Annotated in this window: 5 protein-coding genes and 1 tRNA gene; 4 read left to right on the top strand and 2 right to left on the bottom strand. The window is 62.6% G+C overall.

Annotated elements, in window-relative coordinates; translation table 11 throughout:
• Positions 1-66 precede the first annotated feature (66 nt).
• Complete coding sequence (locus AC07UX_RS14110) at positions 67-1,329, bottom strand: hypothetical protein (RefSeq protein WP_495192626.1); 1,263 nt, start codon at positions 1,327-1,329, stop codon at positions 67-69.
• A gap of 86 nt (positions 1,330-1,415) precedes the next feature.
• Positions 1,416-1,505: transfer RNA gene (locus AC07UX_RS14105), tRNA-Ser, on the bottom strand.
• Between the two features lie 136 nt (positions 1,506-1,641).
• On the opposite strand from AC07UX_RS14105, the gene hspQ reads away from it, so the two are divergent.
• The 4 genes from hspQ to AC07UX_RS14085 all read left to right on the top strand — a co-directional run bounded on the left by hspQ (position 1,642) and on the right by AC07UX_RS14085 (position 7,785).
• Positions 1,642-2,013 carry a heat shock protein HspQ gene (gene hspQ / locus AC07UX_RS14100; protein WP_495192625.1) on the top strand — a complete coding sequence of 124 codons (372 nt, stop codon included), beginning with the start codon at positions 1,642-1,644 and terminating at the stop codon, positions 2,011-2,013.
• Positions 1,970-2,791 carry a GDSL-type esterase/lipase family protein gene (locus tag AC07UX_RS14095; RefSeq protein ID WP_495192624.1) on the top strand — a complete coding sequence of 274 codons (822 nt, stop codon included), beginning with the start codon at positions 1,970-1,972 and terminating at the stop codon, positions 2,789-2,791. Before hspQ ends, AC07UX_RS14095 begins: the two co-directional genes overlap by 44 nt.
• 121 nt (positions 2,792-2,912) lie before the next feature.
• Positions 2,913-4,850, top strand: coding sequence for an OPT family oligopeptide transporter (locus AC07UX_RS14090; RefSeq protein ID WP_495192651.1), 1,938 nt, complete (start codon positions 2,913-2,915; stop codon positions 4,848-4,850).
• Positions 4,851-4,992: 142 nt separating this feature from the next.
• Entirely contained in the window at positions 4,993-7,785 is a 2,793-nt protein-coding gene (locus tag AC07UX_RS14085; protein ID WP_495192623.1) for a TonB-dependent receptor, read from the top strand.
• Positions 7,786-7,834 lie beyond the last annotated feature (49 nt).

Genomic DNA, 7,834 nt, shown 5'->3' with positions numbered 1-7,834 from the left:
CGACTTTCCTAAGTGATTGTCGTTACTTAACCTTCTGACAAAGCGTCGCTTTCCACCGTCCCGGTGCTACAAAGTGGTGAGCGTTCCCGCATGCGGGGACGCCCGGTTCACTGATCCACCGACATTGAACCTTGGCAGCAGGTTGACCGCCCGAGCCAAGACATCGATCGGCCACTCACCGTAGGTCTCTCCGATGCTGCGGGGCGCGTGGCCTTGGATCGCGTCGCGCACTTCGGGCTCCATCCCCGCTCGGCGTGCGACGGTCTTGTATAGATGCCGCCACCCATGGTTGGGCTGGACATGCGGATCATCGACGCCGAGGTCGCGCACCCATGCGGCCAAGCGTTCGCCGACCTTCCGATAATGGGCGTTGCCAGCAGACCCGCCTCGGCCACGGGCAGGGTCATAGAAGATCGGCCCGTCGCCAGCCTGTTCCGCGACCCTCAGCAACCCCTGTTCAACCAGATGTGGGTGAAGCGGCACGATCCGCGCTTGTCCGCTCTTGGTCGAACCGGCCTCCGGCGTGATCCGCATCGCCCAGATGCCCTCCACCTCAATGATGTCCCGGCCTCGCATCTGAGCAATCTCGCCGACACGCGCGCCGCTGTAGGCGCACATCCATGGTATCCACCGTCGAGCCAGAGCGTGCTCTCGGCTGATCTTGCCCTGATCCCTTGAGAGCGATGCCGACAGGATCGTGCGCGCCTCGGCTGAGGTGAAGCTCGCCCCACGCGGGCGGTGCCGCTTCGGCACCCGCACGGAGACGCCAGCGGCGGGGTTGGCGTCCAGCTTCCGATTCTCGACGCCCCATGCGAACACCACCTTGGCGGCGGCGAGATACACTTCGCGGATAGTCCGCCCACTCGCGCCCTGACGGGCCAGCGCCTCCTTCCAGCCAATGATGTCATCGGCGCTGATGCTACCCGGCTCGTCATGCCCGAGATGATCGACGAGATGGGTGATCACCGGACGCCACCGCTTGATCGTCGCAGGCGACGGTTGCCGTTCGCGCAGATACCCGTCGAAGATTGCCATCAGTTTCGGCGAGAAAGCCTGCCGGGGAGAAGGCTTCGAAGGCTGGGGCAAGGTGGCGACGGCAACAGGTGCAGGAGATCGATCGTCGAGCGGTCCTGCCTTTGCTCGCTCAATGAGATCATGGAACTGCTGGATGACCGGTGCGGCCAGACGATTGGCGTCCGATTTCGAGAGCCGCCCGAGGCGTCGGGTGAGGTTCGTTTTTCCAATCGTGGAGCGAAGGCCAGCGGGGACCACTATGCGGACTTCGAATCCGCCATCACTCGACCTTCGAACATGCGTCATCAACCGCATTTTGTAGCACCACTTTGTAGCACCGGGACGGTGGAAAGCGACGCTTTGTCAGAAGGTTAAGTAACGACAATCACTTAGGAAAGTCGTGGCGGAGAGGGTGGGATTCGAACCCACGGTACCCGCTAGGGCACGCCGCATTTCGAGTGCGGTACATTCGACCACTCTGCCACCTCTCCGCAGAAGGTTCAACAGGCCGTTCAAGGCGCCATATTCCCGGTCGAGGGGCGGCCATTAGCGAATGAATTCGCACTTGCCAAGCGCTCTTTCGGCTATTTTTCTTGTGTCCGTGCAACAGGCTCCTAAATTGGTCACATGAAAGACACGATTCAGATTTTCGGCACCGGCATCACCGCTCCGCCGATCGTCCATGCCCGTTTCAGCATTGGCGATGTGGTCAAACACCGCATGTTCGGCTTTCGCGGGGTCGTGTTCGATATCGATCCGGTCTTCGCCAATAGCGAGGAATGGTATGAGGCGATTCCCGAACATGCCCGGCCCGACAAGCAGCAGCCCTTCTATCACCTGCTCGCCGAAAATGGTGAGTCCAGCTATGTCGCCTATGTCAGCCAGCAGAATCTGGCGGTGGATGACAGCGACGAGCCGGTCGATCATCCCGCCATCACTGGCATGTTCGGCAGCTATGCGGACGGCAAATATAATCTGCGCCCGTCCCATCGTCATTAAGGCGGCCTTGCCCGGCATGGGGCCCGGCACAGGCCCCGGTATGAGGCCCGCCGTCGTGAAGGCGTTGGCCGCGTTGCTGATCGGCTGCGCCGCGCCGGCGGCCATCCTTGCGGCACCGCCATCCGGCCCGGCCGATCCTTTGGCGCCCAATGCCGATCCGTCCTTCCCTTTTTCGAGGGAGATAGAGGCCTTTGCCCAGGCGAACAGTGCGGGATTGCCGGTGCGCGATGCCACCTTGTTCCTGGGCAGTTCGAGCATCCGCCTGTGGGACATAGCGGACAGCTTCCATGATATCGGCACCGTCAACCGAGGCTTTGGCGGTGCGACGACCGCCCATGTGCTGCATTATTATAAACGGCTGCTGCCTCCCGTGCCGCCCCGTTCGGTGGTCGTCTATGTCGGAGAGAATGACCTGGCGGCGGGCACATCGCCCGAAGCCGTGTCGCGCGACATATTGACGCTGCTCAAGAAATTGCGGGCGGATTATCCGCGCGCGTCCATCGCCTGGCTTTCCCTGAAACCCAGTCCGATCCGATGGACGTTGCGGCCCAAGATGGCGCAGGTCAACGCCGCCGTCGCCGCGCGCGCCAAGGCGGACGGGTTCGACTATCTGGACGTTGGTACAGTGTTGCTGGCCAGCGATGGCCTGCCCGACGCCTCGCTGTTCAGATCCGACGGCCTGCACATGAATGCGCGCGGCTATCAGCGCTGGACCAGCCTGGTCGATCATTGGCTGGACCATCTGCCGCCCGTCGCGACCACCCGAAACGCCTCCTGATTCCACTTTCCGATTGATCCAAGCCCAAGCAAGATTATTACCAGCCGTCTGATAGAAGCTGCCAAGCCAAGGATTGAGAGAGATGACGGACGCAACAGGCCAGGGTGCGCAAACCCACGCCATGGCCGAACTGACGCTGCGCGGGGTCATACTCGGCGCGCTCATCACCCTCGTCTTCACGGCGGCCAACGTCTATCTGGGTCTCAAGATCGGCCTGACATTTGCGACATCGATTCCCGCCGCCGTCATCTCCATGGCGGTGCTGCGCCTGTTTGCGACCGGCACGATCCTGGAAAACAACATCGTCCAGACGATCGCGTCCGCCGCCGGCACATTGTCGGCGATCATCTTCGTGCTGCCGGGCCTGGTCATCATCGGCTGGTGGCAGGGTTTTCCCTATTGGCTAAGCGCCTGCACCATCGCGCTGGGCGGCATATTGGGCGTGATGTATTCGGTACCGCTGCGCCGGGCGCTCGTCACCGGGTCCGATCTCCCCTATCCCGAAGGCGTCGCTGCGGCCGAAGTGCTGAAGGTCGGTGCCGGCTCGCGCGAAGGGCTTGAAGAAAACAAGCGCGGCCTGGCCGCCATCGTCGCCAGCGCAGTGTCCGCCGCCAGCTTCTCGATCATTGCCAAGACCCGCATCCTGGCGGAGGAAGCCGCCACCTTCTTCAAATTCGGCGCGGGTGCGACGTCCGTTTCCACCAGCTTTTCGATGGCGCTGATCGGTGTCGGCCATCTGGTCGGCCTGTCGGTGGGCGTCGCCATGTTCATCGGCCTGCTGATCAGCTGGGTCGGCCTCGTCCCCTATCTCACCTCGCCATTGCCCGGCGGCGCGGAGCTTTCGGACATCGTCGGCACCGCCTTCCGCATGAAGGCGCGCTTCATCGGCGCCGGCACGATCGGCATCGCGGCGATCTGGACCCTGCTCAAGATCCTTGGCCCCATCGTCAGCGGCATCCGCAGCGCGCTGGTCGCCAACGCCACGCGCAAGTCCGGCAACGCCGCCAGCCTCGACATTACCGAGCGCGACCTGCCGATCGGCATCGTGGGCGGCACCATCCTCCTGGCGTTGCTGCCCATCGGCATCCTGCTCTGGGTCTTTGCGCAGGGTGGCCCGATCGCTGCCAATCCGGTGCCGGTCATCGGCCTGACGCTGGCCTATGTGCTGGTCGCGGGGATCGTCATCGCGTCGGTCTGCGGCTATATGGCGGGCCTGATCGGCGCATCGAACAGCCCGATTTCGGGTGTAGGCATCCTTGCCGTGCTGGGCGCATCGTTGCTCCTCGCTGCCATTTACGGGTCAGGCAACAGCGACCCGTCGCAGACGCAGGCACTGATCGCCTATGCGCTGTTCACCACCGCGATAATCTTCGGCATCGCCACCATCTCCAACGACAATCTCCAGGATCTCAAGACCGGCCAGCTGGTCGGCGCGACCCCGTGGAAGCAGCAGATCGCCCTGATCCTGGGCGTGTTGTTCGGCGCGCTGGTGATCCCACCGGTGCTCGACCTGCTCAACAGCGCCTTCGGTTTCGCCGGCGCGCCGGGCGCTGGCCCCAATGCCCTGCCCGCCCCGCAGGCCGCGCTGATCTCCGCGCTGGCCAAAGGCGTGCTGGGCGGCGACCTGGACTGGAATCTGATCGGCATCGGCGCCGGAATCGGCGTGGTCGTGATCGCGATCGATGAACTGCTGGGCAAGTCGGGCAAGCTGCGCCTGCCCCCGCTCGCAGTCGGCATGGGCATCTATCTGCCGATGGCGCTCACGCTGCTGATCCCGGTCGGTGCGCTGGTCGGCCATCTCTACAATCGCTGGGCGGTGCGTCAGGCGAACCCGGAATTTGCCGAGCGTATGGGCGTATTGATGGCGACCGGCTTCATCGTGGGCGAAAGCCTGTTCGGCGTCGCCTTCGCCGGCATCGTCGCCAGTACGGACAGCGATGCGCCGCTGGCGCTGGTGCCGGAAAATCACTGGGCCGTCCCGCTTGCCATTCTGGTGTTCGCCGGGGTGATCGCGGGCCTCTATGCACGCCTGAAGCGCTGGGCCTCCGATCCGTTGTAATATTTTGCAAGACGCGCCGTTTCATCAAAATGTAACCAAAACAGCATGAAGCTGTAAGGAACGCACCGCAATTGCGCCCCCGAAGCGACGGGGGCGTCGCGGCCGTGCGCTGCTGGACCTCCTCGCCAACAGGGAGTCCATCATGAGTCGCATTTTCCGTGGCGTCAGCCGCGTCGCCATCGTCGTTGCCCTCGCCACGCCGGCCGCCGCCTTTGCAGGCACCATCACCGGCACCGTGTCGGATGGCACCGGCACGCGCGCGCTTCAATCCACCCAGCTGCGCATCGTCGAAAATGGCCGCGTCGCCGAAGCCGGCCGTGATGGCAATTACCGTTTCCCCGACGTCGCCCCCGGCACCTACACGATCGAAGCACGCTATGTCGGCGCCGATCCGGTCCGCACCACCGTCACCGTGCCCGCCAGCGGCGACATCGATGCAGACATCCGTATCGGTTCGGATGTCGACAGCTCGATCATCGTCGTCGGTCAGGTTGCGAACCAGGCATCGACCCTGTCGCGCCAGCGCGCCGCCGACGGTGTGGAGAGCGTCCTGACCCGCGACGCCATCGGCCAGTTCCCTGACCAGAACGTCGCCGAATCGATCCGCCGCCTGCCCGGCGTCAACATCCTGAACGATCAGGGCGAAGGCCGCTTCGTATCGGTTCGCGGTCTCGACCCCGAACTCAACGCCGCGTCGATCAACGGCACCCGCGTTCCTGCTCCCGAAAGCGACGTCCGCTCGGTCGCGCTGGACGTCATCCCGTCCGAACTGATCGAATCGATCGAAATCAAAAAGTCGCTGACGCCCGACATGGATGGCGACACGATCGGTGCCTCGATCGAAATCAACACCACCAGCGCCTTCGACCGCAAGAAGGATCTTTATTCGGTCAAGCTGGAAGGCAGCTACAACGACTATGCCGACGCGCTGACGCCCAAGGGCAGCGTCGATTTTTCGACCCGCATCACCGATCGCTTCGGCATCGCCGGTGGCTTAAGCTATTACAAGCGCAAGTTCGAGAGCGACAATATCGAGGCGACCGACTGGAACCAGACCGACGATGGCATCGCCTATGCCGAGGAAATCCAGTATCGCGACTATGACGTGCAACGCAAGCGCCTGGGCGGTTCGCTCAGCCTCGACTGGCTGGCGACCGACACGACCAAGCTCTACGCGCGCGGCCTCTACAGCCAGTTCGAGGATCAGGAATATCGTGGCGATGTGATCTTCATCATGGATGAAGAACCGGCCTCCGGCTCCGCCACCACGGCCCAGTTCACCGACGAAGACGGCCGCATCGAAGTGCGCCGCCGCATGAAGGATCGCTTCGAAAAGCAGCGGATCAAGTCGTTGACCCTGGGCGGCGAAACCAACACCGGTCCCTGGAAGCTGACCTATTCGGGCAGCTGGTCGGAAGCCAGCGAGCGTGAAAATGGCTCGATCGACCCGACCCGCTTCCGCGCCCGCTTCGATGGCGACGGCGTTGACGTCGGCTTCGATTATTCCAACCCGATGAAGCCGACCTACACCGTGACCGGCAATACCGAAGCCTTCTACGATGCGTCGGAATATGGCTTCAACGAATTGGAACGCACCACCCTGTCGGATTCGAAGGATCGCGAATATACGATCAAGGGCGACATCAGCCGCGCCTTCGCCATGGACGGCGGCACCCTCACGGTCCAGACCGGCATGAAGGCGCGCTGGCGCAAGAAGAGCTATAATCTGGAAGCCGACGTCTATGACGGCTATGATGGCGACTATACGCTGGCCGACGTGCTGGGTGGCCAGACCTATCGCATCCAGGATATCCTGCCGCAGGCCAGCCACACCGGCCCGACCAACTTCTTCTACGACAATCTGAGCAATTTCGAGCGCAACGACTTCGACTCGCTGCTCAATTCGACCACGTCGGACTATTCGGTGACGGAAGATATCCTTGCCAGCTATCTGATGGGCCGCTGGGACAGCGACACGCTGCGCGTCATCGCCGGTGTTCGCATGGAGCAGACCCGCAACGACATTCAGGCCTTCCAGACGCTGGCGACCGGTGATGAAGTCGAGGACATCACGATCACGCCGACCCGCTTCATCCGCAACTATACCAACTGGCTGCCCAGCCTGACGGCGCGCTACGAGCCGGTCCGCAACCTCGTCTTCCGCTTCGGCGGCTACAAGAGCCTGGTGCGTCCCAAGCTGTCGAACCTGGCGCCGCGCTTCGACATCAACGAAGATGGCGAAGCCACGCTCGGCAACCCGAACCTGAAGCCCTATGATGCCTGGAACATGGACGTTTCGGCCGAATGGTATTTCGGCACCAATGCGGCCCTGACCGGCGGCTTCTTCTGGAAGTCGATCAAGGACTTCGTCGTCGAGCAGACGATCGACCAGCCGGGCACCATCTATGGCGTCGACTATAATCAGCTCACGACCTACATCAACGGCGACAAGGCGAAGATCAAGGGCTTCGAACTGTCCTACAGCCAGGTGTTCAGCTTCCTGCCCGCGCCGCTCGACGGCCTGCTGCTGAACGCCAACTATACCTATACCGATGCCAAGGGCACGGTGCTGACGGACGGCGACATCACCGACCCGCGCAGCATCCCGCTGGCCTCTTCGTCCAAGAACACGTTCAACCTGGTCCTGGGGTATGAAAAGGGTCCGATCTCGCTGCGCGCGGCGGGTACCTATCGCGACAAATATCTGGACGAAGTGGGCGGCAAGGCGGAAGACGACCGTTATGTCGACAATCATTTCCAGCTCGACCTGAGCGCGAAATATCGTGTCGCACCGGGCGTGCGGGTGTTCGCCGAGTGGATCAACGCCACCAACGAACCTTATTTCGCCTATCAGAATTACGCCGGTGCCAAGCGCCTGCTGCAATATGAGGAATATAATTGGACCGCGAAGTTCGGCATCACCGCCAGCTTCTGATCCTTACCCATTCCCGTGCTTGCCGGTCGCGCCCCTGCGTGGCCGGCAA

The organism is Sphingobium sp. GW821-FHT02B05 (assembly GCF_059421905.1).
Note: the sequence above shows the minus strand (reverse complement) of the source record. Positions and strands in the feature narration are given on the sequence as shown.